Source organism: Nonomuraea sp. NPDC049419 (assembly GCF_040676995.1).
GTDB lineage: Bacteria > Actinomycetota > Actinomycetes > Streptosporangiales > Streptosporangiaceae > Nonomuraea > Nonomuraea salmonea.
In genome coordinates this window covers 1-26301 of the sequence record NZ_JBFAQB010000029.1, presented here as the reverse complement: position 1 = coordinate 26301, position 26301 = coordinate 1, and the positions used below count along the sequence as shown (strand labels likewise).

General features: G+C 71.4%; 22 protein-coding genes. 12 read left to right on the top strand and 10 right to left on the bottom strand.

All coding sequences use genetic code 11. The annotated features are described in order from the left end of the window. The 4 genes from AB0K12_RS44605 to AB0K12_RS44590 all read right to left on the bottom strand — a co-directional run bounded on the left by AB0K12_RS44605 (position 1) and on the right by AB0K12_RS44590 (position 3440). A complete protein-coding gene (locus tag AB0K12_RS44605) occupies positions 1–711 on the bottom strand; it encodes a DUF998 domain-containing protein (protein WP_364574727.1) in 711 nt (236 codons plus the stop codon). Then, entirely contained in the window at positions 708–1913 is a 1206-nt protein-coding gene (locus AB0K12_RS44600; RefSeq protein ID WP_364574852.1) for a glycosyltransferase, read from the bottom strand. The genes AB0K12_RS44605 and AB0K12_RS44600 overlap by 4 nt, the downstream gene beginning before the upstream one ends. A 71-nt stretch (positions 1914–1984) precedes the next feature. Next, positions 1985–2785: a DMT family transporter gene (locus AB0K12_RS44595; RefSeq protein ID WP_364574725.1), complete on the bottom strand. Its 801-nt coding sequence runs from the start codon at positions 2783–2785 to the stop codon at positions 1985–1987. Positions 2786–2822: 37 nt separating this feature from the next. Continuing rightward, a complete protein-coding gene (locus AB0K12_RS44590) occupies positions 2823–3440 on the bottom strand; it encodes a DedA family protein (protein ID WP_364574723.1) in 618 nt (205 codons plus the stop codon). A 392-nt stretch (positions 3441–3832) separates the two neighbouring features. On the opposite strand from AB0K12_RS44590, the gene AB0K12_RS44585 reads away from it, so the two are divergent. Beyond that, positions 3833–5062: a histidine kinase gene (locus AB0K12_RS44585; RefSeq protein ID WP_364574721.1), complete on the top strand. Its 1230-nt coding sequence runs from the start codon at positions 3833–3835 to the stop codon at positions 5060–5062. Then, positions 5046–6068 (top strand): hypothetical protein, encoded by a 1023-nt coding sequence (locus tag AB0K12_RS44580; RefSeq protein WP_364574719.1) that lies wholly within the window; start codon positions 5046–5048, stop codon positions 6066–6068. The genes AB0K12_RS44585 and AB0K12_RS44580 overlap by 17 nt, the downstream gene beginning before the upstream one ends. Here AB0K12_RS44580 and AB0K12_RS44575 read toward each other — a convergent pair. Then, complete coding sequence (locus AB0K12_RS44575; RefSeq protein ID WP_364382891.1) at positions 5976–6617, bottom strand: VC0807 family protein; 642 nt, start codon at positions 6615–6617, stop codon at positions 5976–5978. The genes AB0K12_RS44580 and AB0K12_RS44575 overlap by 93 nt on opposite strands. A gap of 215 nt (positions 6618–6832) precedes the next feature. After that, positions 6833–7504, bottom strand: a complete 672-nt coding sequence (gene leuE, locus AB0K12_RS44570; protein WP_364574716.1) for a leucine efflux protein LeuE — start codon at positions 7502–7504, stop codon at positions 6833–6835. Positions 7505–7609: 105 nt separating this feature from the next. Here leuE and AB0K12_RS44565 point away from each other — a divergent pair, with 105 nt between their 5' ends. From AB0K12_RS44565 to AB0K12_RS44545, 5 genes are all read left to right on the top strand, one after another. Further along, positions 7610–8476 (top strand): TIGR03619 family F420-dependent LLM class oxidoreductase, encoded by an 867-nt coding sequence (locus AB0K12_RS44565; RefSeq protein ID WP_364574714.1) that lies wholly within the window; start codon positions 7610–7612, stop codon positions 8474–8476. Between the two features lie 91 nt (positions 8477–8567). Next, positions 8568–10397: a M14 family zinc carboxypeptidase gene (locus AB0K12_RS44560; protein WP_364574712.1), complete on the top strand. Its 1830-nt coding sequence runs from the start codon at positions 8568–8570 to the stop codon at positions 10395–10397. Between the two features lie 277 nt (positions 10398–10674). Next, a complete protein-coding gene (locus AB0K12_RS44555) occupies positions 10675–12252 on the top strand; it encodes a cellulose binding domain-containing protein (RefSeq protein ID WP_364574710.1) in 1578 nt (525 codons plus the stop codon). Continuing rightward, entirely contained in the window at positions 12249–13688 is a 1440-nt protein-coding gene (locus AB0K12_RS44550; protein ID WP_364574708.1) for a carbohydrate-binding protein, read from the top strand. Before AB0K12_RS44555 ends, AB0K12_RS44550 begins: the two co-directional genes overlap by 4 nt. A 96-nt stretch (positions 13689–13784) precedes the next feature. Further along, complete coding sequence (locus tag AB0K12_RS44545; RefSeq protein WP_364574706.1) at positions 13785–15581, top strand: glycoside hydrolase family 18 protein; 1797 nt, start codon at positions 13785–13787, stop codon at positions 15579–15581. Here AB0K12_RS44545 and AB0K12_RS44540 read toward each other — a convergent pair. Beyond that, positions 15568–17154: a molybdopterin-dependent oxidoreductase gene (locus tag AB0K12_RS44540; protein ID WP_364574704.1), complete on the bottom strand. Its 1587-nt coding sequence runs from the start codon at positions 17152–17154 to the stop codon at positions 15568–15570. The genes AB0K12_RS44545 and AB0K12_RS44540 overlap by 14 nt on opposite strands. Before the next feature lie 127 nt (positions 17155–17281). Between AB0K12_RS44540 and AB0K12_RS44535 the strand changes: the two genes are divergently transcribed. After that, a complete protein-coding gene (locus AB0K12_RS44535; protein ID WP_364574702.1) occupies positions 17282–18667 on the top strand; it encodes a hypothetical protein in 1386 nt (461 codons plus the stop codon). On the opposite strand, the gene erm is transcribed toward AB0K12_RS44535, so the two are convergent. After that, positions 18656–19480, bottom strand: a complete 825-nt coding sequence (gene erm, locus AB0K12_RS44530) for an ErmE/ErmH/ErmO/ErmR family 23S rRNA (adenine(2058)-N(6))-methyltransferase (protein ID WP_364574700.1) — start codon at positions 19478–19480, stop codon at positions 18656–18658. The genes AB0K12_RS44535 and erm overlap by 12 nt on opposite strands. A gap of 249 nt (positions 19481–19729) precedes the next feature. On the opposite strand from erm, the gene AB0K12_RS44525 reads away from it, so the two are divergent. Both AB0K12_RS44525 and AB0K12_RS44520 read left to right on the top strand, forming a co-directional pair. After that, the gene (locus tag AB0K12_RS44525; RefSeq protein ID WP_364574698.1) at positions 19730–20791 is read left to right on the top strand and encodes a MoxR family ATPase; all 1062 of its coding nucleotides are present in this window, start codon (positions 19730–19732) and stop codon (positions 20789–20791) included. Continuing rightward, positions 20788–22563, top strand: a complete 1776-nt coding sequence (locus AB0K12_RS44520) for a hypothetical protein (protein WP_364574696.1) — start codon at positions 20788–20790, stop codon at positions 22561–22563. The genes AB0K12_RS44525 and AB0K12_RS44520 overlap by 4 nt, the downstream gene beginning before the upstream one ends. Here AB0K12_RS44520 and AB0K12_RS44515 read toward each other — a convergent pair. After that, positions 22556–22963, bottom strand: coding sequence for a hypothetical protein (locus AB0K12_RS44515; protein WP_364574694.1), 408 nt, complete (start codon positions 22961–22963; stop codon positions 22556–22558). The two genes, AB0K12_RS44520 and AB0K12_RS44515, sit on opposite strands and share 8 nt — an antisense overlap. Before the next feature lie 74 nt (positions 22964–23037). On the opposite strand from AB0K12_RS44515, the gene AB0K12_RS44510 reads away from it, so the two are divergent. Together AB0K12_RS44510 and AB0K12_RS44505 are read left to right on the top strand one after the other, a co-directional pair. Beyond that, on the top strand, positions 23038–23898 hold the full coding sequence (locus AB0K12_RS44510) for a hypothetical protein (RefSeq protein WP_364574692.1): 861 nt from the start codon (positions 23038–23040) through the stop codon (positions 23896–23898). Between the two features lie 20 nt (positions 23899–23918). Further along, positions 23919–24716, top strand: coding sequence for a helix-turn-helix domain-containing protein (locus AB0K12_RS44505; protein ID WP_364574690.1), 798 nt, complete (start codon positions 23919–23921; stop codon positions 24714–24716). On the opposite strand, the gene AB0K12_RS44500 is transcribed toward AB0K12_RS44505, so the two are convergent. Next, complete coding sequence (locus tag AB0K12_RS44500) at positions 24685–25782, bottom strand: AI-2E family transporter (protein WP_364574688.1); 1098 nt, start codon at positions 25780–25782, stop codon at positions 24685–24687. The two genes, AB0K12_RS44505 and AB0K12_RS44500, sit on opposite strands and share 32 nt — an antisense overlap. Positions 25783–26301 lie beyond the last annotated feature (519 nt).

The window sequence follows — 26301 nt, the reverse complement described above, 5'->3', positions numbered from 1 at the left end:
TCACGCGGCCAGCCGCTCCTGCTCGCCGGGCCGCTCGGGGTGCTCGGCCAGCGGGCCGGTGAGCGTCCCCGTGTCCGTGCTCGCGGGGTCGTGCGCGGTCCTGGCGGCGGGCCGTCCGGTCGCGACGGCCAGCGCCATGGCGACGAGCAGCCCCATCTCGGCCAGCACCACGGCCCGCTCCAGCAGCCCGTAGTAGGCGGCGCCTCCGATGAGCGGCGAGGTGAACGAGGCCGGGTGCGCGGCCAGGTAGACCGCCAGCGACACCCCGGAGGCCATGGCCATCGCGCGTACGGCGTTCCAGCGCGGCGTGCCGCCCCGGCCCCTGGCCAGGGTCCAGCCCGCGACCGGCAGCGAGGTGAAGACGACGGCCGCCGACCAGCGGTGGATCTCGCCGGACAGCGAGCCCACCTGGGAGGTGCCCGGGTCGGTCGGGAAGATCGCGCTCATCATGAGACCGGCCGCGCCGGCCAGGAGCAGGACCCGGGTCGCCGCGGTACGCGCCGGGTCGGAGGCGGCCAGCCCGTACGCGAGACCCAGGCACGCTCCCGCGAGTGCCAGCATCCCGACCAGCACGGGCAGCAGCCCGCCGGAGACCAGCGCGTAGTCGCTGAGCAGCACCTGGGAGGGCAGCGCCACCTGCGCGTAGGCCAGCGCGCCCGCCGATGCCACGGTGAGCAGCACGGTGCTCCAGAAGGTCTGCTTCAGCGTCATCGGCCGACCTCGTCGTAGATGCGCTCGAACCTGGCGAGCGACGCCTGGTCGTCGTGCGTGAGCGCCAGCTCCCTGCTGGCCCGGCCCAGCTTGGCCCGCAGCTCGTCGTCCACCAGGATCGTGGTCAGGTGCCTGGCCAGCGTGACGATGTCGCCTGGCTCGTAGAGGTAGCCGTTGGAGTCGACCAGGTGCGGCAGCGCCATCGCGTCGGCGGCGACGACGGGCAGACCCGAGGCCATGGCCTCCAGCGTCGCGATGCTCTGCAGCTCGGCGATGCCCGGCATGCCGAACACGTCGGCGGCGGCGAACGCCTGCGGCATCGACTCGTCGGGCACGAACCCGAGGAAGAAGACCCTGTCCTGCACGCCGATGCGCTTGGCGAGGCGTTCGAGCACCTCCCGCTGGTTGCCCTTGCCGACGAACGCGAGCTGCGCGTCGGTGTCGTTGAGCACCAGCGGCAGGGCGCGTACCAGCTCGTCGAGGTGCTTCTCCTCGTCGAGGCGGCCGACGAACAGCACGGTGGGCCGGTCGGGCAGGTCGAAGGACCTGCGGGCCCACGACTTGGGCTCGGGCCGCGGGTGGAACCTGGTCAGGTCGATGCCACAGGAGACCGGCTCGACCTCCCTGCGGAAGCCCTGGTCGGCGAGGAGCTTGGCGGCCAGTGGGGTGGGCGTGGTGATGTGGTCGGCCCGCTTGAAGATCCGGCTGAAGTCGCGCCAGGCGAGCCGGCCCGCCTGCTCGCGCAGCCGCGCGGGGATGTGGGCGAACTGGAACAGGTTGTCGGGCATGAAGTGGTTGGTGGCGACGATCGGCACGCCGGCGCGGCGGGCGGCGGCGATGGCGGCCCTGCCGACCACGAAGTGGCCCTGGGTGTGCAGCACGTCGGGCTTGATGTCGGCGAGCAGCCGGTCGAGCCTGGTCGGCACGGTCACCCGCATGGTCGGGTGGACCAGGATCGGCGCCGAGCGCAATCGGTGCACGACCACGCCTTCCTCGACGTCGGCGCCGGCTCGCCCGGTCTCCGACTGGCAGACCACGTGCACCTCGTTGCCCCGTGCGGCCAGGCCGGTGGCCAGGCGGTGGGTGAAGTAGGCGGCGCCGTTGACGTCGGGCGGGTAGGTGTCGGTCGAGATCAGCACGCGGCGCGGCCGCTCGGGGGCGGGGCCGAGGTCGGGGACGCGGGGGACGCTGTGCAGGGGCATGGCCATGTGAGATGACTCCGTTTTCACCGGTTGCGAGGGGCATGGCGGGGGCAGGGTTTCGTGCAGGGACATCAGCGGGTCTCCAGCGGGCTCGTTCTGGCCAGGGCCACGGTGCCGGCGGCGGTCAGCAGCGCCGCCACGACGGGCAGCACTCCGGTCGGCAGCGGCTCGCCGAGCAGCAGCGCGCCGAACGCGACCGCGGTCAGCGGGTCGGCGATCTGCAGGGCGGCGAAGGAGACGCCGAAGTGCCCGACGGCGTAGGCACGCTGCAGCATCATGAGCGCCAGCAGGGCGGGGACCGGCAGCGCCAGCAGGTACAGCCAGTTCCATGCGCCGTCCACCAGGACGCGCATGAGCGTCGCGGTGGCGCCGTACAGCACGCCTGAGCTGGTGGCGAGCAGGGCCGCGCGGCCGGCGGGCGAGGCGACCTTCGAGGCGGCCCACAGCAGGACCGCCGCGACGCCGGCCACGCCGAGCAGCGTCAGCACGCCGTCGGGGCCGAGGTGGGTGGGGCCGTCGGACTCCGGCACCAGCAGCACCAGCCCCACCAGACCGGCCGCGACCACGCCCGCCGCCGCCAGCTCCTTGCGCTCCGGCTTGCGGTTGTGCAGCGTGGCGGCGAGGGGCAGCGCGAACAGCAGGCTGGCCACGCCCATCGGCTGGACGACGGTCAGCGGGCCGAGCCCGAGTGCGACGATGTGCAGGCCACCACCGGCGAGGATGGACGCGCCGCCGATCAGCCAGCGCGGCCTGCGCAGCAGGACGAGCAGCCCAGGCTTGGCGGTGCCGACCGCCTCGAACTGCTGCAGGGCGGCTCCGAGCGCGAAGAACAGCGAACCGACCAGGGCGATCACCGCGGCCAGCACAGTCATTGCGCACTCCTTTCCAACGGATGGTGACCTGGCAGGGTCAAAGGGACGTGTCCACCGGAAGGCGGTCAGCGGAAGCCTTGGTGGCGCGCCGCTTCCTGACCCAGCGCACGACCTCGACCACGACGGTGATGGACACCGCGATGCCGAGGCCGAGCAGCAGGCCCTTGATGGGGTCGTTCTCGAACGCCATCCCGCCGAAGAAGCCGATCAGCCCGGAGTACAGGCCCCACGAGCCCGCCGCGATCGCGTCGAAGGAGGTGAACGAGCGCAGCGGGTGCCGTACGGCGCCCATGGTCAGCGTGGTCGCGGTACGCCCGCCGGGGATGTACCTGGCGACGACCAGGACCAGCCCACCGCGCTCCGCCAGGGCGTTGCGCGCCCAGACGAACGCCTTCTTCTCCCGCAGCCGTCCCCCCGACCGGCGGCCGATCAGGTAGGAGATGTGGTCGCCGGCGAACGCGCCCAGGGCGGCGACCACGATGACCAGGGCCAGGTTGGTCTGGCCCGAGGCGGCGAAGACCGCCGCGGTGATCACGGACGTCTCGGCCGGCACGATCGGGAAGAACCCGTCGAGCAGCGCGAGCCCGAACAGCGCGACATACAGCCACGGCGACGACATCACCTGCTCGACCAGGTCGAGGATGGCGTGCGACATGAGCGTGTACTCCGATCGTTAGGGGCACCACACAGCCTGTCTGTGTGGGGGTCTCCGGGGTATCGGGGATGCCCCGGGTCGAACGCGGCCCTTTCCCGGAGGCGGGTCAGGGCCGTCACCCCTGGAAGGTAGAAACTCCGCAGGTCACGGCACATCGGACGTAAGGCATGCCTCACCCCCTACTTTCGTCGGGGGAGGGCGCCGGACCTCCGGATGACACCATCGATCAAACCGGTTTCGCGCGCCGGAATCAGGAGTGGAGGTAGGCGCTTTCCCGGTAGGGCTAGCACTACCGTCGCGGTGGACGGCTCCCCACCCCTACTTTCGTCAGGCGCCTCACCTGGCCTTCGGGGGTCTCCCGTACCGGCCGGCAGCGGATAACGTCGGCGGGCGTGAGGTACCTTCGCCAGCTCCGCCGCGCGAACCGCCGCCAGGTGGTCTACGACCTGTTGTTGTGGATCGGGCTCTGCGTGTTCATCGCCGCGATGGGGGCCGACCCGTTCCGCGACCCCGCCGGGTTCGCCCTGGTGACCCTGCCCCGCTGGTGCCTGGCCGCGGCGGCGGTGCTGGTCGGCCGCCGCTGGCCGCTGGCCGCGCTGATGCTGCTGCTGCCGCTCGGGCCGTGGAAGTTCAGCGAGGGGTTCGCGACGGTGGACCTGACGTGGCTGCTGCCCCGGCGCGCCGTCAAGATCCTCCCGCTGCTGCCCACGTCGCCGTTCATCATCTGGTACGCCTACCTGACCGGCCGCCGGGCGACCCGTACGGCGCCCGCGCTCGTGGCGTTCTGCCTGATCACGCTGGTCGGCGTGGCCGTGGTCGTGGTGATGGGCGGCGACCTCGCGCTGTGGGTGTCGATGGTCACCGCGGTGATCGGCACCTACCTGGTCCCCTACCTGCTGGGCGTGCTGCGCGGCAGGCTGCTGCACCAGCGGGCGCAGACCAGGCTGTCGGTCGAGGCGCAGGCGAGGCTGCGGGAGCGAGCGCGGATCGCGCGGGACATGCACGACTCGCTCGGCCACGACCTGGCGCTGATCGCGGTCAGGGCGGGCGGGCTCGAGCTGGCTCCCGGGCTGGCGCCCGCCCAGGTCAAGGCGGCCGGCGAGCTGCGCGAGGCGGCGTCCGACGCCACCGAGCGGCTCAGGCAGATCATCGGGCTGCTCCGCGACGACGCCGAGGCGGCGCCCCTGGCGCCCCTGGAGATGCCGGCGGAGGAGTCGGTGCCCGATCTGGTCCGCAGGGCGGCGGGCTCCGGCATGGCGATCACCCTCGACCTGGCCGGCGGCCCGATGCCGGAGCTGGCCGCCGCCGTGGTGCAGGAGGGGCTCACCAACGCGGCCAAGCACGCGCCGGGCGCCGAGGTCGCGGTGTCGGTCTCGCCGCAGCACGTATGCGTGCGCAACGGGCCGCCGCGCAGCAGGCCCACGGCCCGCCGGGGCGGGCTGGGGCTGACGAGCCTGCGCGAGCGCGTACGGGCGGAAGGCGGCACGCTGACCGCGCGCGCCCTGGGCGGCGGCTTCGAGCTCGCCGTCACCCTCCCTCGCGAGGGGGAGGAGGATCCCCGAGGCTCGGGAGGAGCCAGGGAGCCCGCCGCGCCACGCTCGGAGCATGACCGAAGCACCTAGGCCCGGCATCGGCCGCGTCACCGCCGCGATCGTGGCGGTCGCCGCCATGCTGCCCTATCTCACGCTGAAGATCCTCTGGCTGGCCGGCCACTACGTCGGCGTCGGCGCCCCCGATCTGATGGCGGACCCGGCGATGGTCGGGATGAACGCGATGACGTTCGGCATGGACGCCGTCGGCCTGGTGCTGGCGCTGGCCTTCACCATGCGCTGGGGGCTGCGCCTGCCGGCCTGGCTGGTGCTGCTGCCGCTGTGGGTCGGCTCTGGCCTGCTGTCGGTGGTGATCGTCAGCGCGCCGGTGGTGCTGGCCGCCTCCGGGCTGGACGCGCTCGACGGCGGCCCCATCGAGCCGTGGGTGTACGCGATGGTCTACGGCGGGTTCATCGGGCAGGGTGTGGGGCTGATGGCCGCGTTCGCGCTCTATGCCCGCGACCGCTGGCCTTCTGTCTTCACCACCCGGCTCGCGCACCCCTTTCCCAGCCTCACCAGGCCGCTGCAGCGGGTGATCGCCTGGGGCGCGCTGCCGGTGGCGGTGCTGCTCGGCGGTGTCATGCTGGCGTGGGTGATCGGGGCGCAGCCGTACCTCGCGGTGCAGAATCTGCTGCGCGGGACGCTGGCGATCGCGGGGGCGCTCGCGCTGGTGGCGCTCGTGCGCGGGCGGGGGCTCGGGCGGGGGCGCAGGCGGGGGCGCGGCCCGTTCTGGCGCCCTGCGGTGCTGGTCTGGCTGGGCTCGGGCACGCTGTTCGCCTGGGGGCTCTACGCGATGGTGGTCGCGGCGGCAGCCGGGCCGCTCAGCGCGGCGGAGGGCGGCGTGGAGGAGTTCGTGGCGCTGTTCGGCATGCTGACCGGGCTGGTCATGGGCCTGTGCGCGGCGTTTCTGCTGGTCGAACGGTCAGGTGTGGGCTCGGGTGTGGGCTCAGGTGTGGGCAACGTGCAGGCGGTGCAGCAGCCGCTTGAAGGCGATGATCGAGAACGTGATCGCGGTGCCGCTGATCAGCGCCACCGCTGACGTGCGCAGCAGCATGAACCCGGCGAGCGTGCCGGCCAGCGACTCGTAGACGGCGAGGAAGATGCTCAACGTCGAGTTCATCAGCAGCACGAACGCCCACAGCAGGGTGATCCTGGCGAAGAACCTTCGCACGCGCTCGTGCTTGAGCACCGCCGACGGCAGGTGGATGTAGTCGAGCGTCAGCTTCTCCACCAGCGGCTTGTTGAGCCGCACGGAGGCGAGGAAGGCGATGCTGATGCAGATCGTGCCCATCTCGGGCTGGATGAAGAACCACATCCAGGTGCCGGTCCAGAACGCCACGATCGCGCGTACGGTGATCGCGAACGCGGCCAGGAACATCGTCGCGGGCACCTTGATCCGCCTGATCAGCCGCCAGATCACCCCCAGGTAGACCCAGGCGACGGTCAGGGCGAGCGCCCACCTGAAGTCGAGAACCACCATGGCCAGGTAGAACACGGCGAGGGGCGCCACGACGGCCTCGAGCAGCCGGGGAGCCGCCTGCCGGGCGAGCGCGGTGAGGCGTGGAAGGGTGACCGGTGGATGGTTCAAGGCTGCTCCGCAGATAGGCCGACGATCAGCGACTACCCGGGCTTCGGGGGACCAGGCTTTCCCGATGGATCGCTCGCTGTCACCAGAGCGTCATCGGCCGCCGTCCCCGGGAAGCACGCCGGTGGCTTACCGTACCTGAGGAGTGGTGGTGCGACTGCCTCTTTTGACGCGTTCGATCTGTCTCCACGAAAACAGCCGCGCCTTGAACCGGGCTTTCAGCCGAGTGACGCGGTGGCCAGCTTCGCCCCGAATCCCAGGAAGACGGCCCCGACGCCCGAGGCGAGGCCGGCGCCGAGCCGCCTGCGGCGGCGGAACTGCGTGGCCAGGAACGTGCCGCCGAAGATCAGCGCGGTCAGGTAGAGGAAGCTGAAGAGCTGGATGACCGCGCCGAGGATGACGAACGTCAGCGCCGGGCTGGCGTAGCCGGGGTCCACGAACTGCACGAAGAACGAGACGAAGAACAGGATCGCCTTCGGGTTGAGCAGGCTGATCGTCAGCGCCTTGCGGAACGGGCGGCTCCCGGCCCTGGCCGGCGCGGCCACGGACAGCTCCGGCACGGGCTGCTCAGGCACCTCGGGGGCAGCGCGCCACGACTTCCACGCGCCGCGGATCATCTGCAGGCCGATCCAGGCGAGATAGAGAGCGCCCGCGTACTTGACGACGGCGAACAGCGCCGGGTGGGAGCGCAGCAGCGAGGCGGCGCCCGCGGCGCTGAGGAACATCAGCACGGTGTCGCCCGCGAAGACGCCGCACGCGGCCCGGTAGCCCGCCCGTACGCCGTGCGTGGCCGAGTGGGTGAGCACGAACAGGGAGTTGGGCCCGGGCAACAGGATGATCAGGAAGGCGCCGATGGCGTAGGCCCAGAAATCGGTGATGCCGAAGAACATGCTGCTTGCTCCTGGGGACGAACCGCTGACATCACACGATATCCGGCGGCCCGATGACTTTCCCGCCCCGCCCAGGTCCATCCATGTGACGGAAGGGAGCACGACATGGACTTCGGAATCGGCCTGCCCATCACGGGACCTGAGGCGAGCCCTGAGCGGATCGCCGACGTCGCTCAGCGTGCCGAGCGCGCGGGCCTCGGCGCGGTGTGGGCGTACGAGCGGCTGCTGCGGCCGGCGGAGCCGTACATGCTGGGGCTGAACCAGGTGGTGCCGCTGCCTGAGGAGAGCGCCATCGTGTACGACCCCCTGGAGACGCTCGCCTACCTCGCGGCCACCACCAGCACGATCCGCCTGGGCACCAGCGTCATCGACGCCCTCTACCACCCGCCGGTCGTGCTGGCCAAGCGCCTCGCGACGCTCGACCGGCTGAGCGGCGGCCGCCTGTGGATCGGGCTCGGCCAGGGCTGGATGGCGCAGGAGTTCGAGGCGGCGGGAGTGCCCATCTCGCGGCGCGGGGCCGGGTTCGCCGAGCACGTGGCGGCCATGCGCGCGTGCTGGGGCCCCGACCCGGTGAGCTTCTCCGGCCGCTTCTACACGATCCCCGAGTCGCAGGTCGGGCCGAAGCCGGCCGGGCTGACCCTGCTCGCGGGGGCGGCGGCCCCGGCGGCGGTCGAGCGGGCGGCCGCGCTCGGGATGGGGCTGAGCGCCGTGGTGTTCGACTGGGACGCGCTGGGCCAGTGCGTGGAGACGTACCGCAAGGCCGGCGGGGCTGGACCGTTCGTCATCCAGGTGAACGGTGTGATCGGCGACCGGCCGCTGGACGAGCGCATGCCGCTCACCGGCTCGGCCGAGCAGGTGGCCGAGGACCTCGCGCGGGCCAGGGAGCTGGGCGCCGACCACGTCTACTGGCAGCCGATCGGCTTCGACGCCGACGGCCTGGTGGAGCGCATCGCGGAGCTGGCCGCCGGCTGACGGAATTTGGGCCTTCTCCGCGGCGGTCAACGTCTTCACTCTCAGTTCAGGCGCCGGTCAACCCCGACCCCGAGCGCCCGAGGAGGACGAGGTGAGACACCGATTAGTCATCCTGCTTGCCGCCCTCAGCCTGATCAGCCTGACCGGCATGACAGGCGCGGTGGCCACCGCCGAGCCGCCGCCGAACAAGCAGTATCGGGTGGCGGGCCCGGCGGACGCGCGGCAGCGCAGCGCGGTGGCGGCGACCGGAGCCGCCATCGAGGAGGTGGACCCGGACTCGGTGCTGGTCACGGCGACGGAGTCCGAGGTGTCTGCCATCAGGCGGCTCGGCTATCGGGTGACGGAGGTGCCGCGGCCGGCGCCGCCGTCATCGGTGGGCGCGCTGGACTTCCCGCCGGCGGACTCGGCCTACCACAACTACGCCGAGATGACTGCGGAGATCAACGCGCTGGTGGCGGCCCGGCCCGACATCGTCAGCCAGACGACGTACGGCACGTCGTACGAGGGCAGGCCGCTGCGCCTGGTCAAGATCAGCGACAACGTGGGCGCCGACGAGAACGAGCCCGAGGTGCTGTTCACCGCGCACCAGCACGCCCGCGAGCACCTGACGGTCGAGATGGCGCTCTACATCATGCACCTGCTGGCCGACAACTACGGCGGCGACGCCCGGATCACGAACCTGGTGAACACCAGGGAGATCTGGATCATGCCGGACCTGAACCCGGACGGCGGCGAGTACGACATCGCCACCGGCTCCTACCGCTCCTGGCGCAAGAACCGGCAGCCGAACTCCGGCTCGTCCGCGGTCGGCACCGACCTGAACCGTAACTGGGCCTACAACTGGGGCTGCTGCGGCGGGTCGTCGGGCTCGGCGGGCAGCGAGACGTACCGGGGGGCGAGCGCGGAGTCGGCGCCCGAGGTCAGGGCGGCGGCCAACTGGGTGCGCAGCCGGGTCGTGGGCGGGGTGCAGCAGATCAAGGCGCACATCGACTGGCACACCTACAGCGAGCTGATCCTCTGGCCGTACGGCTACACCTTCAGCGACACGGCGCCCGGCCTGACGCAGGACGACCGCGACGCGCACGCCACGCTGGGGCAGAACATGGCGAGCACGAACGGGTACACGCCGGAGCAGGCCAGCGACCTCTACATCACCGACGGCACGATCGACGACTGGCTGTGGGGCGTCTACAAGATCTTCAGCTTCACGTTCGAGATGTATCCGCGCGGCTCCAGCCCCGGCTTCTACCCGCCGGACGAGCAGATCGTCACGCAGACCACCCGTAACAGGGAGGCGGTGCTGCGCTTCCTGGAGTACGCGGACTGCGTCTACCGCATCATCGGCAAGGAGGCCGAGTACTGCGGCACCGGCACCCCGTCGGAGACCGTCTACATCGACACGTTCGAGACGGCGACCGGCTGGACGGCGAACCCGAACGGCACCGACACGGCCGGCGCCGGGCTCTGGGAGCGGGGCGACCCGCAGGCCACCACCTCAAGCGGCGCCAAGCAGCTCGGCACCACGGTGAGCGGCACGAACGACCTGGTGACCGGGCGGCCGGCGGGCTCGTCGGCGGGTGACCATGACGTCGACGGCGGCGTCACCTCGATCCAGTCGCCGCCGATCACGCTGCCCTCGACGGGTGCGCTGAACCTGTCCTTGTCGTACTACTTGGCGCACGGCTCGAACGCCTCCAGTGCCGACTACCTGCGCGTCCGCGTGGTGGGCGGCACCACGACGACCGTGCTCAACCAGCCCGGCGCGGCAAGCAACCGCAACGGCGCCTGGGCCACGGCCACGGCGAGCCTGAACGCGCACGCGGGCCAGACCGTCCGCATCCTGATCGACGCCGCCGACGCCTCAGGGGCCTCCCTGGTCGAGGCCGGCATCGACGACGTCAGGATCACCCGGCAGCCGTAGCAGCCGGTCTCTCCTCCGCCGCACGGGTCGGCTGACTCGTGCGGCGGAGTCGTGTTTGGGTCTTGTAAGCCTCGGGTGTCAGAGCTACGATCGCGGCAATCCTTAGGAAAGTTTCCTAAAAGTAATCTTCGTCCGGACAAGACCTGACAACCGCAGCAAGGTTACTCGCGCAGACACCCCCCAGGCCCGTGTGCACCTCCGCGGGCCGTGCCGTACGGCTTGCGCTCTCACCCCCCTGCGCAAGCCGTACGGCACGCAAAACCAGAAGGAAAGACCCGTGAGATTACGCGCGATCCTCCTGACGCTGGCCACCGCCGCACTCGGCCTCTCCGTGCTCCCCGCCGCGCCCGCGCAGGCCGCGGGCCCCACCGCGACGTTCGTCAAGGTGTCGGACTGGGGCTCGGGCTTCGAGGGCAAGGTGACCGTCACCAACGACAGCACCACCGCCATGCCGAGCTGGAACGTGCAGTTCGACCTGCCGTCCGGCTTCAGCATCCCGTCCGCCTGGGACGCCGTCATGACCAGGAGCGGGCAGCACTACACCTTCACCCCGCCGAGCTGGGCGGGCCCGCTCGCCCCCGGGGCCAGCGCGAGCTTCGGCTTCAACGGCAACCCCGGCAACTTCCCCGGCATCACCGGCTGCACGCTCAACGGCGGCTCCTGCGGCGGCGGCACCACGAACCCCGGCGTGCCCGGCGCCCCCGGACCGGTCAACGCCACCGCCACGGCGAGCGCCATCACCCTGACCTGGGGCGCGTCCAGCGGCACGGTCACCGGCTACCGCGTCTACGAGGGCGGCGCCGTCAAGGCCACGGTCACCGGCACCACGGCCACCATCGGCGGGCTCGGCACCTGCCAGACGCACACCTACACCGTCACGGCGTACAACGCGCAGGGCGAGTCGCAGGGACGTGACGTCACCGCCACCACCAGCGGCTGCACCGGCGGCGGAGGCACGCTGCCCAAGCACTTCCTCACCGGCTACTGGCACAACTTCGTCAACCCCGCCGTCGAGCTCAAGCTCGGAGCCGTCCCCAGCGAGTACGACCTGATCGCCGTCGCGTTCGGCGAGGCCACCTCCACTCCAGGCCAGGTCACCTTCGCCGTGGACGGCGGCCTGGCCGCCGCGGTCGGCGGCTACACCGACGCCCAGTTCAAGGCCGACGTGCAGGCCCTGCACCAGCGCGGCAAGAAGGTCATCCTGTCGGTCGGCGGCGAGGCCGGCCGGGTGCAGGTGGCCGACTCGGCGGCCGCGACCCGCTTCGCCGACTCCGTCCACGCGATCATGCAGAGCTACGGCTTCGACGGCGTGGACATCGACCTGGAGAACGGACTCAACGCCACCTACATGGCCCAGGCGCTCAGATCGCTGCGCGCCAAGGCCGGCGCCGGCCTCATCATCACGATGGCCCCGCAGACCATCGACATGCAGACGACCGGGATGGAGTATTTCAAGCTCGCCCTGTCGATCAAGGACATCCTCACGGTCGTCCACACCCAGTTCTACAACTCGGGCTCCATGCTCGGCTGCGACCAGGCGCAGGCGTACGCGCAGGGCTCGGTCAACTTCATGACCGCCCTGGCCTGCATCCAGCTGGAGAACGGCCTGCGCCCCGACCAGGTGGCGCTGGGCCTGCCGGCCGGGCCCGGCGCGGCGGGCGGCGGCGTCGTCGCGCCCGCCCTCGTCAACCAGGCGCTCGACTGCCTGGCCAAACGCAGCAGCTGCGGATCCTTCGTGCCGCCGCGCGCCTACCCCGACATCCGCGGCGCGATGACCTGGTCCATCAACTGGGACGCGAGCAACAACTGGCAGTTCTCCAAGACCGTCAAGCCCCACCTCCAGGGAATGCCATGACCTTTCGCAGCAGACTCACCGCCCTGGCGACCGGCCTCGCCCTCGTGCTGACCGGCGCCGGGCTCGCCACCCCCGCACAGGCCACGACTCAGCAGATCAGGCAGCTTGCCGCCGCCTGGGCGCCGTGGACCTCGTACGCGACCGGCGCCGTCGTCACGTACCAGGGCGTCGACTACGTGTGCCTGCAGGGCCACACCTCGCAGCCCGGCTGGGAGCCGCCGAACGTGCCCGCGCTGTGGAAGCGCGGCTCGGGCGGCGGCAGCGACACCTCGGCCCCGTCGGTGCCCGGCAACCTCCGCTCGACCGGCGTCACCTCCAGCAGCGTCTCCCTGGCATGGAACGCCTCCACCGACAACGTCGGCGTCACCGGCTACAACGTCTACCGGGGCGGCACCCTGGTCACGACGGTGTCCGGCACGTCGCACACCGACACCGGCCGCGCCGCGAACACCAGCTACACCTACACCGTCCGCGCCCGCGACGCCGCCGGCAACCTGTCCGGGGCCGGCAACGCCGTGACGGTCACCACCTCCGGCGGCGGCTCCGGCCCGGGGCCCGACCCGGCGAAGATGGCCGGCGCCCCCTACCTCTACATGGGCTGGGGCAACCCGCCGAACCCCGGCACGGTGATGGACGCGACCGGCGTGAAGTCGTTCACGATGGCGTTCATCCTGTCGAGCGGCGGCTGCACCCCGGCCTGGGACGGCAACAGGCCGCTCACCGGCGGCGCCGACCAGCATGCGATCAACACGATCAAGTCGAAGGGCGGCAACGTCCAGATCTCCTTCGGCGGCTGGCAGGGCAACAAGCTCGGCCCCAACTGCTCCTCGCCGCAGGCGTACGCGAACGCGGTGCAGCAGGTCATCAACGCCGTCGGCCCGGCCGTCGTGGACTTCGACATCGAGAACACCGACGAGTTCGCCAACTACACCGTCCAGGACCGCATCCTGAACGCCCTCAAGATCGTCAAGCAGAACAACCCGAACATCAAGATCGTCGTCACGTTCGGCACCGAGCGGACCGGCCCGAACAACCACGGCGTCCGGCTCATCAACCAGGCCAGGGCACTCGGCGTGCCGATCGACAACTTCACGATCATGCCGTTCGACTTCGGCAGCTCCAACATCTACCAGGACACCGTCAACGCCTCCGAGGGCCTGAAGAACGCGCTCAAGAACGCCTATGGCTGGACCGACGCGCAGGCGTACGCCCACATGGGCATCTCCGGCATGAACGGCGTGTCCGACCAGCAGGAGATGACCACCACCGGCACCTGGACCCAGATCCGTGACTGGGCCAGGTCGAAGGGCCTGACCAGGCTCGCCTACTGGGCGGTCAACCGCGACCGCGGCTGCCCCGGCGGCGGCGTGGTCGCGCACTGCAGCGGCATCGCGCAGGCCGACTGGGACTTCACCAGGATCACCGCCGGCTTCTGACCCACCGGCCCGCCCCTGCGCAAGGGGCGGGCCGCCTCCGCGTCACCGACCGGCCCGTCCCCCCTCCGCCTCGGGGCGGGCCGCAGTGAGGACAGCATGAGATTCCGAGCACCGGCGGTCCTGCTGGCCGCCGCACTCGTCGCACTCCCCGCCACCCCCGCACACGCCGCGAACATTGCCCAGAACCCGGGCTTCGAGTCCGGCCTGACCGGCTGGACCTGCTCGGGCACCGAGACCGTGACCGCACCCGTGCACGGCGGCGCCCGCGCGCTGCGCGCCACCCCGCAGGGCAACGACCTGGCCCGCTGCGAGCAGGCGATCACCGTCCTGCCGGACACCACCTATCAGCTGTCGGCCTGGGTGCAGGGCGCGTACGTCTTCCTCGGCGCGACCGGCTCCGGCGTCAGCACCAGCACGTGGGGCTCGCCCGGCGCCGCCTGGTCCCAGCTCAGGACCTCCTTCACCACCGGCCCCGCCACCACGTCGGTCACCGTGTACGTCAACGGCTGGTACGGCCAGGGCCCCTACCTCGCCGACGACGTCCAGCTGGACGGCCCGGGCGGCGGCGGCCCCGAGGACACCCAGGCCCCTGCCGTCCCAGGGAGCGTCACCGTCGGCCGCGCGACCGCGAGCAGCCTCGACGTGACCTGGTCGCCCTCATCGGACGACGTCGGCGTGACGACATACGAGGTCTCCAGGGACGGCGCCGCCCCGGCCGCCGTCACCGGCACCGCGTACACCGCGACCGGCCTGACACCGCGGACGTCGTACGCCTTCCGGGTCAGGGCCTGCGACGCGGCGGGCAACTGCTCGCCGTACTCGACGCAGGTCACCGGCACCACGGCGGAGGGCGGCGGCGACGCCGGCCTGCCCGAGCGCGTCATGGTCGGCTACCTGCACGCGTCGTTCGCCAACGGCTCCGGCTACATCCGCATGAGCGACGTACCGGACGAGTGGGACGTCATCAACCTCGCCTTCGGCGAGCCCACCTCGGTCACCTCCGGCGACATCCGCTTCACCCGCTGCCCCGCCGCCGAATGCCCAGGCGTCGAGTCCGAGTCCGACTTCATCGCCGCCATCAGGGCCAAGCAGGCGCAGGGCAAGAAGGTGCTGATCTCGATCGGCGGCCAGAACGGCCAGGTCCAGCTCACCACGGCGGCGGCCCGCGACGCGTTCGTCAGCTCCGTGTCGGCCATCATCGACCGCTACGGCCTCGACGGCCTGGACGTCGACTTCGAGGGCCACTCCCTCTACCTCGACCCCGGCGACACCGACCTCGCCCGCCCGACCACCCCGGTCGTCGTCAACCTCATCGCGGCGCTCAAGGCGCTCAAGAGCCGCTACGGGGACGACTTCACGCTCACCATGGCCCCCGAGACGTTCTTCGTCCAGCTCGGCCACCAGTTCTACGGGCCGGGCCAGAACGGCGCCGACGCCAGAAGCGCGTCCTACCTGCCCGTCATCCACGCCCTGCGCGACCACCTGACCCTGCTCCACGTGCAGGACTACAATTCGGGCCCGATCATGGGGCTCGACGGCCAGTACCACACGATGGGCGGGCACGACTTCCACGTCGCCATGACCGACATGCTGCTCGCCGGCTTCCCGATCGCGGGGAACCCGGCCAACGTGTTCCCGCCACTGCGCCAGGACCAGGTGGCGATCGGGCTGCCCGCCTCGCCCCACGCCGGCAACGGGTTCACCACCGTGGCCGAGGTGCGCAAGGCGTTCGACTGCCTGGCCAAGGGCACCGGCTGCGGGCCGTACCGGCCGCGCGGCGTCTACCCCGGCCTGCGCGGGCTGATGGCCTGGTCGATCAACTGGGACGTCTTCAACGGCAAGGAGTTCTCCCGGAGCCACCGGGCCTACCTCGACGGGCTCACCGCACCCTGACGAGCTGGGTGGGCTTGATCGGGATGCCGAGACCGGGAGGCCGGTAGGTGGGCAGCGCCTCGCCGTACTCGTGCATCCAGGCGTGGTCCACCATCAGCCGCATCCGCCCGAACCCGGGCCGCGCGCCCGGCTCGGGGAGCCGCCTGGGGGACGTGTCGCCGGTCAGCCTGGTCACGGCCCCGGCCAGCAGCTCCGGGTCGGGCGGCGTCAGGTCGCAGTGCTCGTCGGGGCCGATCAGCAGGTCCACGTCGGGCGGCAGCGGATAGATCGGCCGGGGGAGCGCGAGCACGCGCGGTGGCGGCGCCATCGGCCACCCCCCGGCCACCGCCTCCAGCAGGACCGCCCGCGACGTCCTGCGCGCGAACAACCCCTCCGCCAGCGCCCAGCTCAGCGCCCCCACGTCGGCGCGGTCCTCGCCGCACGCGTGCAGGCACAGGTACGGCACCAGCGGGATCCCCGCGCCGCCCGCCTGCGCCCACCCGCCGCCGCACCCGGTCAGCACCAGCAGCGCCAGCATCGCCCGGTACGCCGTGTCCGCGTGCGGCGTCTCCAGCCGCCCCGGCACGATGACGCACCGGCCGCCGGTCTTCTCCGCCGTCACCCCCAGCTCCCGCGCCGTCTTCACCGCCCGCGACGCCGCCACCCCCGTGTACGCCTCCTGCCACCCCGGCGTGTACGGCTCAGCCCGGTCCTCGTACCCGCCCGGCCACACCCCCGGCAGCCCGGGGCGCGGCACCCCGTACACGGCGAGCAGCAGGTCGAACACCGTCGTCACCGGCTCACCGCCGTCCAGCACCACCGGCACGCCCCGCCGCAGCACCCCCGTGCCGTCGTCGAAGCGCGGCAGCAGCACCTCCGCCGCCTCACCGCCGTACACGCTCAGCCGGTCGCACACCTCACCCGTCAGCCCGCCCGGCACGTACGCGCCCTCCCGCCGCCGCAACCACACCAGGGACGGCAGGTCCGTGCGCTCCATCGCGTGCCCGGCGAACGGTGTGCGGTCCAGGAAGAACTCCTTGAGCAGCACGTGCCCCATGGCCATCGCCAGTGCGCCGTCCGTGCCCGGCCGCACCACCAGCGTCTCGTCCGACAGCCGGGTCGGGTGCGTGCCGATCGCCACCACCTTCTGGCCCTTGTACCGCCCGGCGATCACCCAGGGCGTGTCCGCCGTGCGTACCAGCCGGTTGTTCTCGCCCCACAGCAGCACGTACGCCTGCCGCGCCCAGTCGTCGGCCCCAGGGCCGGAGAACCGGGGGCCGAGCACCTGCTCGGGCGCGCACGGATGCTCGGTCAGCACCGCCCCGCCCAGCCCGTCCACCAGCCGCGACAGCGGCGAGGTCGCCAGCGCCGCCACCCGCTCCGCGCCGTGCCGCGCCGCGGTGTCCACGATCGCGGCGGCGGCCAGCTCCGCCGCCGTCGCGTCGTCGAGCGGCACCCGCCGCTCACCTCGCATGCGGTGGTAGAGCTGTGAGTTTGCTGTGAGTTTCGCCCAGGCCGCGACCGGGTCGCGCTCCCCGTCCCGTACCTCGAAATACAGCCTGACCAGTGCCTGGTTGACCTGCGATCCCCCCATGGAAAAAGTTCAACACAGACCGTGATGTCGTATCGGGATACGTGTCGGCATGTCGGGGATAAGAATTGGCAGCACTCGACCCGGCCGAGTGGCAGCGGGTCCCGGCTTACGGCAGGCTAGACGCGCCATGGATTACGCAGCTCTCACGGGGATCGTCCTCGTCGCCGGTGTCGTGCTCGCCATCGTCGCGCAACGTCGTGACTGGCGCCCCCCTCTCTGGGTCGCCCTCACGGTCGGCATCGCCGTGCGCGTGCTCATCATGTACGTCGCGGCCATCGGCACCTGGCAGCCCGTCGACTTCGTCAACAGCTTCAAGCCCGCGGGCGAGGCCGTGCTGCGCGGCGAGGATCCGGTGCTGGCCAGCAACGGCGGCTGGCACTTCCTGCCGACCATCCCCTACGTCTACGGCATCCTGCTGTGGCTGGGCATCCCATGGGAATACGCCGGCCGGCTGGTCACCGTGGTCGCCGACATCGTGCTCATCCCGCTGGTCGGCAAGCTCGCCGGCGGCCCGAGGGCGTCGCTGCGCGCCTTCCAGTACGCGCTCAACCCGCTCGCCCTGCTCGTCGCCTCCGTGCACGGCCAGGTCGAGCCGGTCGCGCTGGTGTTCGGCGTGGCCGCGTTCGTGGTGGCCCGCGGCCCTGGCGACCCCCACAGGCCCGGCATGGTCACCGACGTCGCCGCCAGGGTGCGCCAGGGCATCGCGGCCTACGGCGTACGCGGCTCCATCCCACGGGTGATCGGCCGCCGCGGCATGCTGCACCGCGCGCTGCTCCCCGGCCCCGACGACCGCGCCCACCTGCGCCGCGGCGCGCTGGCCGGGCTGCTCATGGGCCTCGCGCTGTGCGCCAAGAGCTGGCCGATCTGGCTGATCCCCGGCATGCTGCTGCTCCTGCCCAACCTGCGCGCCCGCGTGATGGGGCTGTTCACCACCGGGCTCGTGCCGGTCTTCTTCCTGGTGACGCTGCCGATCTTCGCCGGCACGTCGCTCAACCAGATCCCGGCCGTCATCGACACCATCCGCGACATCCGGCCCATCGTCGGCGAGTGGGGCTGGACCCCGTGGTTCACCGACGGCAGCTGGGACCTGCGGCCAGAGCTGGCCTCGTTCGGCACCAACCTCATCTACGTCAGCGTGATCGCCGTCATCCTGTGGTGGCGGCGGGCCGACCCGATCGACATGACGACGGCCATCCTGATCGTCTTCATGATCATGACGCCCCGGCTCGGCGCCCAATACCTGCTGTGGTTCATGCCGTTCCTGGTCGCGCGGCCCACCAGGTTCGCCTGGGCGGCCATCCTCACCACGTCGTTCTGGTCGGCCTACGGCTATCTCTACATGACCCAGTTCGACCCGCAGGGGTGGTGGCTGCAGCACACCTACTGGTCGCGGGCCTCCATCCTGATCCTGCCGATCCTCGCGCTGGCCCTGCCCTGGAACCGCCGCGTCGCGGAGGTCCCAGGGCTCGCCTCCTCGAGGTCGCCCAAGTCGCGGATCACCTCACCGGCATAGGCGCTCCCACAACGTGATCCACTGGCCGGGATGCACGTGGCCCACGACGGCGTCGCGGGCCACCCCGGCCGCCGCCAGCGCGGCGTCCACCCCGGCGTAGCGCGTCTTCAGCGAGGCGCGCACCGAGCCGCCCACCCCGCCGAAGCCCAGCTCGACCAGCTCCTCGTACGAGCGGCGGCCCGACACCAGCGGCTCCGGCCTGCGTTCGACGCGCAGGATCGCCGAGTCGACCGACGGCACCGGGCGGAAGCTCTCCCTGCCGACCGTGTCACCCAGCCGCCAGTCGAACCACGGCCACGACAGCACCGTGACCAGACTCCACCGGCCGTAGTCGCCCGAGCGCTTGCGGGCGTACTCCCGCTGGGTGAGCAGCGTCGCCGAGGTCAGGCCAGGCGCCCGCAGGCACCAGTCCACGATCCGCGAGGTCGCCGCGTACGGGATGTTCCCCACGACCGCGAACGGCTCGCGCGGCGCCCGCGCCCGCGCGAAGTCGGCCCTGACCACCTGGATGCGCGGATCGCTGCGCGTCCGCGCGGCCAGCAGCCCGGCCAGCCGCGGGTCAAGCTCGTAGCCGATCACCCGCGCGCCCGCCTCCGCCAGCGCGAACGTCAGCGCCCCCGTGCCAGGACCCGGCTCCAGCACCAGGCCGTCCGGGGCGGCGGCCTTGACCATCAGGTGCACGGCATGCCGGTCGACGAGGAAGTTCTGCGACAGCGTGCGCCGCGCCCGATCAGCGGGCGTGCGGCCGCCACCGGCGTTCCTGATCTTCTTCTGAGTGTGTGAATGATTTCCGTGCGCGAAGTTCTGCGCCACAGCACTGCCCTTCCTGGGCCTCGAGATGAACAGGTCTCTCGAAGGGCCCCGGGCGCGCCTGCGGACGCGTCAGCCTCAGGTCAGCTCATCGCATCCGCTAGCGGGCCAGAGCCCGGCCGCGGCGGATGCGGATGAAGCACGGACAGCAGAACATGCTCGACATGCCGGTCACTGTAGGTCGCGGCCGATGGGGCGGGCAAAGCATTAAATGCCTCGCGCGCCGCGAGCGTCGTTGGGCAGTCTGGAGTGATGCAGGCGACGATCACGGTCACTCCGGCACAGCTTCCCGAGCTGCTGCTGCACGTCGCCGTGGTCCGGCCCGTCTTCCTGTGGGGCGCCCCCGGCATCGGCAAGAGCTCCCTCGTCCGCGCGTTCGCCGACTCGCTCGGCCTCGACTGCGTCACGCTGCTCGGCACCCAGCTCGCCCCGGAAGACCTCATCGGCGTGCCCGAGCTGGTCGGCGGGCGCAGCAGGTTCGCGCCGCCCGAGTCGATCGCGCGGGCCGAGCCCTACTGCCTGTTCCTCGACGAGCTCAACGCCTCAGCCCCCGAGGTGCAGAAGGCGTTCTACTCGCTGATCCTCGACCGCCGCATCGGCGCCTACGAGCTGCCCGAAGGCTCCGTCGTCATCGGCGCCGGCAACCGCGCCACCGACAACGCCCTGGCCAGGCCCATGGCGTCCGCGCTCATCAACCGGCTGGTCCACGTCCACCTGCGGGCCTCGTCCGACGACTGGCTGAAGTGGGCCGCCGCCAACGGCATCCACCCCTGGATCATCGACTACCTCGTGCAGCGGCCCGACCATCTGTGGAGCCCGCCGCCCAAGACCGAGGAGCCGTTCTCCTCGCCGCGCGCCTGGCACATGCTCTCCGACGTGCTCGTCTCCTACGGCGACGACATCTCCGACGACACCCTCGCCACGCTCGCCTTCGGCACGCTCACCAGCGCCCACGCCTCCGCCTTCCGCGCCTACGTCAAGACCGTGCGGCACGCGTACGACCTGGAGGCCGTGCTCAAGGGCGACGCTCCATGGCCGCGCCGGCCCGAGGAGCGCGACCTGCTCTACTTCCTGGCCGAGACCTTCCGCGCCCGCCTCGTCAAAGAGCTGCCCGCCGACAAGCGCGGCGCCTCGGGCCGGGGCCGCGACCTCGCCTTCCGCGCCAAGACGCTGCTGGTCGAGCTGGCCGAGATCTCGCTGGAGTGCGCCCAGCTCGTCATCGCCAACGACGCCGACGGCGCGCCCGCGCTGCCCACCTGGTTCCTCGTCGAGGTCGGCAGAGACGTGCCCCGCCTGATGGCCGCCCGCTCATGAGCCGCCGCAAGGCCAAGACCGACCCCTGGCGGGCCGAGGTGCTCAAGGGCTGGCACACCGTCAGCCGGCTGCCGCTGTTCCGCGTCTTCCACAGCACCCTGTACGAGGCCCCCGCCGGCCGCCTCACCCCCGACACATGGGCGTACGTCACCGCCGGCGGCGACGTGCACTTCCACCCCAAGCGCCGCGCCCCCGCCGACGAATGGGCGTGGGTGTTCGCCCACCTGCTGCTCCACCTCGCCTTCGGCCACGCCGACCCGCGCTCCTGCGCGCCGAAGGACGTCGATGACGACCTCCCCGACCCCGCGTACCACGCCGCCTGCTGCCTGGCCGTCGAACGCTTCCTGCGCACACTCAAGATCGGCCGCTGCCCCGCGCCGCTGCCCGCCGAGCTGCCCCCGCACGACGAGGTGGCGCTGTCGGAGCTGTGGCGCCGCACCAGCGTGCCCGACGCCTACCGCCCGCCGGGCGAGCCCGACTTCCGCGTCGGCACCGCCGAGCTGGCCCGCGACCTCGACTTCCCCCGGTCGTTCGCCATCGGCATCGCCGACGCGGCCACGCATGCCCTCGACGTCGCCGGTGAACCACGCTCCTCCGTCGAAGGGCACGTCAAGGGACCTTGGGACACCGCGCTGCGCTGGTTCGTGTCGTCGTACCCGCTGCTCGGGGCGCTGGCCGCGGGCATGAAGATCGTCACGGACGCCGAGCTGGCCCGCTCGTGGGACATCTCGATCGCCGCCGTCAGCGCCGAAGCGGGCGAGATCTACATCAACCCGCTCAGCAGGCAGACCGAGCCGGGCTGGCGGTTCGTGCTGGCCCACGAGATGCTGCACGCCGCGCTCCGCCACGGCGAACGCGCCGGCATGCGCGAGCCGTACCTGTGGAACGTCGCCTGCGACTACGTCATCAACGGCTGGCTGGTCGAGATGGGCGTCGGCGAGATGCCGGAAGGGCTGCTGTTCGACCAGTCGCTCACCGGAATGTCCGCCGAGGCCGTCTACGACCGCATCGCCACCGACCTGCGCCGGCTGCGCAAGCTCGGCACCCTGCGCGGGCGCGGGCTCGGCGACGTGCTCGACCGCCCGCCCCGCCGCGCCGGCGGCTACGTCGACCTCGACGACTACTACCGCAACGCCCTCACCACCGGCCTGGCCTACCACCAGTCCAGCGGCCGCGGCCTGCTGCCCGCCGGGCTCGAACAGGAGATCCGCGCGCTCGACCAGCCGCCCCTGCCGTGGGACGCCCGGCTGGCCCGCTGGTTCGACGAGCACTTCCGGCCCGAGGAGCAGCGCCGCACCTATGCCCGCGCCTCCCGCCGCCAGGCCGCCACCCCGCACATCCCGCGCCCCGGCCGGATCCGGCCCGAGGAGGTCGTGCGGAAGGCCACGTTCGGGGTGGTGCTCGACACATCTGGCTCCATGGACGTCAAACTGCTCGGCAAGGCGCTCGGCGCCATCGCCTCCTACGCCGCCGCCCGCGACGTGCCGCGCGCCCGAGTCGTGTTCTGCGACGCCACCGCCTACGACGCCGGCTACCTGCCCGTCGAGGAGATCGCCTCCAAGGTCAGGGTGCGCGGGCGGGGCGGCACCATCCTCCAGCCCGGCGTCCGGCTGCTCGAACGCGCCGATGACTTCCCGCCCGACGGGCCCATCCTGCTGATCACCGACGGGGAGTGCGACGTGCTGCGGATCCGGCGCGAGCACGCCTTCCTGATCCCGCAGGGGGCCTCGCTGCCCTTCCGGCCGCGCGGCCCCGTCTTCCACCTCAAGTGACGATCAGGCGCACCAGGTGGCCGTGCGACCGGTAGACGCCGTCGCCGTCCAGGACGCCCGTCACGCATTCGTACACGCCGGGGGCGGCCTGGCGTACCAGGAAGGACGGCTCCGCGATCACCGACAGCAGCCTGATCGCCGCCCGGTACGCCGCGACGCCCTCCAGCTCCTCCTCCCGGCGGGCCCGCACCTCGTAGAACCCGTCGTCGACCAGCCGGCCGTCCAGCACCTCCCAGCCCGGCACCCCGCGCAGGTGCGGCAGCAGGTGCACCTCAGGGTCCTCCGTCACCCACCCGCCGGACGCCATCGCCTCCCCGAGCCGGTGCACGGCGGGCAGCATCGCCGTCGCGTCGCACACCCCGGTGAAGCGCTCGTCGATGTCCCAGCGCCGTCTGTCCACGTGTCCGATTGTTACAAGCCCGCGGTCTCCCGGTCTCGTTAGCGTCGGAAGCCCACGTTGAAAGGAGCTCCGTCATGGACGTACTCGACCGGGCCGAGCGCTACCTGCTCCACCACGGACGCCTCATCGACCGGCTGCGCTTCCAGGCGCTGTTCAGGGGCGGCCCGCGCGAGCCCGTACTGCACGCGCTGCACGCCTATCAGAACCCCGACGGCGGCTTCGGCCACGCGCTCGAACCCGACCTGCGCGGCGCCGGCAGCCAGCCCGAGCCCGTCGAGGTGGCGCTGTGGATCCTCGACGAGCTGGACGCCTTCGACTCGCCGATGGTGGCCGCCGCCTGCGACTACCTCGCCTCCGTGACCACGCCCGACGGCGGGGTGCCGTGGGTGCTGCCGTCCGTGCGCGAGGCACCGCGCGCCCCCTGGTGGCAGACCGACGACGACCCGCCTGGCGCGCTCGTCCCCACCGCGCCCATCGCGGGGCTGCTGCACGAGCACGGGGTCGCGCATCCGTGGCTGGCCGGGGCGACCGCGTTCTGCTGGTCGCGGCTGGCCGACCTCAAGGAGCCCGGCACGTACGAGGCGATGGCCGCGCTGACCTTTCTGACGTACGTGCCGGACAGGGAGCGCGCGCTGGCCGAGTTCGACCGGCTGCGGGACGTCCTGCTCGGCACCGTCACCTACGACCTCGAGGCGCCCGGCCACGTCCACCATCCGCTCGACTTCGCGCCCCGGCCGTCGCCGCTGCCGCTCTTCCCCCAGGACATCCTGGACACCCACCTCGACGCGCTGCTCGCCGCGCAGTCCCCGGATGGCGGCTGGGGCCCGAACTGGACGATGTGGACGCCTTTGGTGGAGCACGAATGGGGCGGCTACATCACCGTGCAGCGCCTGCAGACGCTGCACGCGTACGGGAGGCTGGGCGATCTGTCGTAGGGCGGGCGTACGTTGGAGCCATGTACGCCGAACGGCCCCCGGCCTCGGGCCTCACCGGCCGCATCACCTGCGAATGGCTCCGCACCGGCGACACCTCGGGTCCGCCGGCCCCGGGTGCGGCGCCCTCCGGTCCGCCCGCCTCCGGCTCTCCCATCACCCCCGAGCAGCGGGGTGGTGGGCGGGTGCTCGTGGTGCCCGACGGCTGCGTCGACCTGATCTGGGGCGACGAGGGGCCGTTCGTGGCGGGGCCTGACACCGGGCCCATGCCGACGTCCATCAGAGCGGGCGAGACCATGGTCGGCCTTCGGTTCAAGCCGGGGGCGGTCGGCGCGTTCTTCGGCGTCCCGCTCGCCGACCTCCTCGACCGCCGCGTCCCCCTGGCCGACCTGCCCGGCGGCCACGCGTTCCTCCGCGAGCTGACCGACGGCCCCGCGGGCACGGCGGGGGAGCGGCTGCACGCCATGCGGGCGGCGGTGCGGCGCCGCCTGCTCGTCCCCCACCTCGGCTACGACGCCGACCAGGGCCTCGACCCCGTCGCCCCCGCCATCGCCACCGCCCTGAGCCAGGGCAAGACGGTCAGCGAGGTCGCCTGGTCGCTCGGCTTCAGCGAACGCCAGCTGCAACGCCGCAGCGTCTCCGCGTTCGGCTACGCGCCCAAGACGTTGCAGCGCATCGTCCGCTTCCAGCAGGCGCTGCGCCTGGCCCGCACCGGCCTCCCCCTGGCCCAGGTCGCCGCCACGGCCGGCTACACCGACCAGGCTCACATGGCCAACGACGTACGGCGGCTCAGCGGCGGCCCGATGAGCCACCTCCTCTGACCCGCCTCACTCGTCCCGGGGAGGGCGGCCCCGCCGGCCGCTTACCGGACACCAGCGCCTGCGCCCATTTCGCACTCGGGTCGCTGTCGATGAGCAACGCCCGCGTCAGCAGGCTCAACGGAATCGCGAGAATCGCGCCGAGCGGCCCCAGCACGAAAGTCCACACGATCAGCGAGATGAACGTCATCGTCGTGGAAAGCCCCACGGCGTCACCCAGGAATTTCGGCAGAATGAACGACTGCGTGACGACATTGATGACGCAATAAGCCGCGATGACCAGGAGCATCGTCCGCACTCCGCCGTCCAGCAGCGCGAGCATGGCGGGCGGCAGCAACCCGATCACGAAACCGATGTTCGGAATGTAATTGGCGATCAGCGCCAGCACACCCCAGAGCAACGGCAGCGGCACGTCCAACAACGACAGCGCGATCATGTCGAGAATCGCGTTGATCAATCCGAAGACCGTGGAGACGATCAAATACCGCCGCGTCTTGTGCGCGAAGGTCGCCAGCGCCGTCACCACGTGCGGCCGATTCCCCTCGCCGGCCGTGAGCACCTTGGAGGTGACGGGCGCGTCCAGCGACATCGCCAGCAACAGCACCACGATGAGGAAGAGCGCGGACAGCACCCCGATCAGGCTGCCGAGCAGGATCTGCGCCAGCCCCAGCACCCTGCCGGGGTCGAACGCCCGCAGCCCCCTGCTCAGCACGTCGTTGCTGAGCCCGTGCGCCGCGGCCCAGCGCTGCGCGTCGGCCACGAGCCGCTGGAACTGGTCGGTGTACGTGGGCAGCAGCGAGGCGAGCTGGGTGGCCGAGATGGTGATGATGCCGACCATGGCGAGCAGCACGAGGACGACGATGAGGAAGGGCAGCGCGACCTGGAGCCAGATGGGGGCGTGCCGGCGGGCCAGCCAGTCGCGTACCGGGGAGACCGCGATGACCAGCACGAGAGCCAGCACCACGGGCCCGGCGATGGAGGCGACCTCGCGGATGCCGAAGAGCACGATCACCCCGGCGGCCAGGCCGACCAAGATGATCACCGCCCTCGGCACGGATTGATCACGCACGCCCCCGTACCTACCCCTGGGCCGCCTCTGGGAGAGGGACGAACCATCGATTTGACGGTTCCGGGAGGCGTACATAGAGTTCACCAGTCCCACGAGAACGGCGGTGATCGCCGGGCTCACTCGGGGGCCACCTCCAAGAGATCACCACTCCGGTGAGACGTGCGCGTCCACTCGGATCGGCTGGTAACTTAGAGGGGTTGTCTCCGAAAGGGGGCGCGGCTTAATTCTTGGAAAGTCGAGCCGGTCCGGTCAATTTGACAGGGACTTGAGCGGCTGAAAAGATTAAGACACAACAGAACGAACGGAGTGAACGCCTCCGAGCGGGGATCACAAGGAATTGTGGTTTCGGTGAGGATGTACGCGTCCGTTTCTTGAGAACTCAACAGTGTGTTAAAAGCCAGTGCATGATGCACAACCCCGTCATTTTTTGACGGATTCCTTTGGTTGACATTCATGTGGACATGAGTGTTGGCCAGGACTTCTTTTCAAGCATTGTTTGGAGAGTTTGATCCTGGCTCA